This window comes from Ideonella lacteola, assembly GCF_038066555.1.
GTDB classification, from domain to species: domain Bacteria; phylum Pseudomonadota; class Gammaproteobacteria; order Burkholderiales; family Burkholderiaceae_C; genus Ideonella; species Ideonella lacteola.
Genome location: NZ_JBBUTG010000070.1, coordinates 1 through 2,539 on the forward strand (window position 1 = coordinate 1; position 2,539 = coordinate 2,539).

Consider the following 2,539-nt stretch of genomic DNA (forward strand, 5'->3'; position numbering starts at 1 on the left):
CATGAAATACATGTCGGTTGTGGCATTGCGTTCCAGGCATCTCTGTGCTCCGGCCGCCCTGCCTAACCGCTCCGTCAAGGGGACTGGCCTGCGGCCAGCCCCTTACGTCGAACGTTAGGCGCCTTATGCCCCTTGAAGTCGTCGGTGAATTTATCCTGCGGCCTGTATTCGAGTTTCTTTTCGAGCTCTTCGGCTACCTGACCGGTCGCGTCGTCGTACCGCTTTTCTCGCTGGGTCGCCTTCGAGTTGAACGTGTCGTTGAAGACCGTGGGCGCCGTAAAGCTCGTCGAGAAGTCACCCGCGATGTTCCCCCTCGAGTTATCAGTGCTAACGCTGGCATGTTCTTTGGTCTGCTCTTTTGGGCTCTGCTCGGCATAGGCGCATACTTTCTGTACCGCAACGCTTGATCCTTGAACACAAATCGCATCGCAATTGGCATGTGCAGCACAGCCCTCTGCCTTCCGGCCAGCACCAAAGCACCCGTTACCCCAATGGTCAGTCAGGTTCCCCACGCCGTGGCGCCTAACCCCTCCATCAAGCGGACCTGCCTGCGGCAGGCCGCTTATGTCGAACGTTAGGCATCAGATGGGCAGGGGCTGACCATTGAGTCCGAAGCAGCATATCCACGCATGTCGGCTGCCCGCTTCGTCGTCAGCGTGGGCTGTCCGTCCTTCGGCGGCCAGCGCACGGGCCGTGGTGGCTCCAGCCGTATTCCAGGCCACGTGGGCACATGTAGGTGGCCGCAGTAGCACGCCACGGTCGCTGGAATCGCTCTGCTTGGTCACCGCCGGTGGTACTCTGTGGCGATCTCTGCCAAGGCAAGCTTGCAGCGCTTTGCCAAGGCAGTTGAATTCCTTCGTCTCGTCCGGCCGGCGTCATAGCATTTGTCATGCAGGTCTCTTGCTCCGCCAACGCGCGCCTCGCCTGCCTGCCAGGCATGAAATACATGTCGGTTGTGGCATCGCGTTCCAGGCATCTCGGTGCTCTGGCCGCTCTGCCTAACCGCTCCGTCAAGGGGACTGGCCTGCGGCCAGCCCCTTACGTCGAACGTTAGGCATCAGAAGGCGGCAGGTTGGTGAAGGCGCAGTTGCATATCCACGAGTACTTGGTGGCGTCTCCATCGTCGGTGTGGGCTGTCCGTCCTCCGGCGGCCAGCGCACGGGCCGTGGCGGTTCCCGCCGTATTCGAGTCTGCCTGGGCACATGTGGGTAGCTGCAGCAACAGACCACGGTTGCTGGAAACGCTCCGCCTCGCCGCTGGTGGTACTCCACGGCCCATTTCTGCTAAGTCAAGCTTTCAGCGCTTTGCCAAGGCGACTGAAATCGTTCGTCTCGTCCGGCTAAGCCGTCGTAGCATTTGTTATGCAAGCACTCTGTTCTGCTAGTCGTTGGCTCGTCGGGCCACCGGGTTTGAAATACATGTCGGTTGCGGCATCGCGTTCCAGGCATCTCGTTGCTCTGGCCGCTCTGCCTAACCCCTCCGTCAAGGGGACTGGCCTGCGGCCAGCCCCTTACGTCGAACGTTAGGCGCCATGAACGCTTTCGCCATCTGGCCTGAAGCTGAATCAATGCTCATCGCCTACCTTCAGTACGCGGGCGATTCAAAGGCAAATCGATCGCTGTTCCACTCTTGGGAATGGGTGAACTGGGTCTGTGCCCACCATCCCGATGAAGGGTTGGAATGTCTCGTGTGGCTTACCGATCACGCACCGAACGAGCGAGTACTTGAAGTCATAGGTTGTGGTCACCTACAAGACCTTCTTTGGAAGCACCCTTCCTTTTCAGAACAAGTCGTTGCGAAGGCCAGAACGAGTCAGCCCTTCTACCTGGCAGCCAAGTGGTGCGAGCTGGATGACGAAGACGTCGGCGACGAGCAAGCCAACGAATTTCAGGTTCAACTAGACGCCAGTCCGTTTGCCGCGAAAAATGGCGCCTAACCCATCCATCGAGAGGACGCTTTCCGGCCTTCGGCCTCCAAGCGCCTCTCATGTCAAACGTTAGGCGTCACGATGAGTAGCGTGCGAATGTTTATTGTTGACCTCGGCGGTGCAGAAGGATTCGGCGACTTCGTCTTTGCCTTCAATCAAGGCTTTTGTGAGCTGGTCGGCGGCCATTGGAAAGGCAACAGCTGGGATGCCTTTCACGACTACTTGTCGTGGCCGAAAGAGGAGAAGTTTGTCTTGGTCTTTCGCCAATGGCGGAGCGGTCGTGCACTGGCTGCAAGCCAGAAGGCAATGGTTGAGCAGATTCTCAAAGCGAATCCCCATGTGCAAGTGGCTTATGAGTAGTCTCCGCCTGCGCGCTCAGTACCAGTGTCCGGCATTCCCATCTCCGCGAGCAGGGCATAGTGCCCCCACTCGGCCAACGCCTAACCCCTCCGTCAAGGGGACGTCCACAAGCGGGCTTCGCCCACTTGCGGCCGCCCCTTACGTCGAACGTTAGGCATCAGAAAACAGCGGGCTGGTGAAGTCTCAGCGAAGTGCCAACGGTTTCTGGGTGCCTTCTTCATCGTCAGCGTGGGCTGTTCGCCCTTCGGCGGC

At 59.1% G+C, this 2,539-nt stretch carries 3 protein-coding genes; 2 read left to right on the forward strand and 1 reads right to left on the reverse strand.

The features are described 5' to 3' along the window. Positions 1-74: 74 nt before the first annotated feature. On the reverse strand, positions 75-512 hold the full coding sequence (locus AACH06_RS30025) for a hypothetical protein (protein ID WP_341429510.1): 438 nt from the start codon (positions 510-512) through the stop codon (positions 75-77). A 1,019-nt stretch (positions 513-1,531) separates the two neighbouring features. Between AACH06_RS30025 and AACH06_RS30030 the strand changes: the two genes are divergently transcribed. Further along, a complete protein-coding gene (locus AACH06_RS30030) occupies positions 1,532-1,936 on the forward strand; it encodes a hypothetical protein (RefSeq protein WP_341429511.1) in 405 nt (134 codons plus the stop codon). A gap of 87 nt (positions 1,937-2,023) precedes the next feature. Then, positions 2,024-2,287 (forward strand): hypothetical protein, encoded by a 264-nt coding sequence (locus AACH06_RS30035; RefSeq protein ID WP_341429512.1) that lies wholly within the window; start codon positions 2,024-2,026, stop codon positions 2,285-2,287. Positions 2,288-2,539 lie beyond the last annotated feature (252 nt).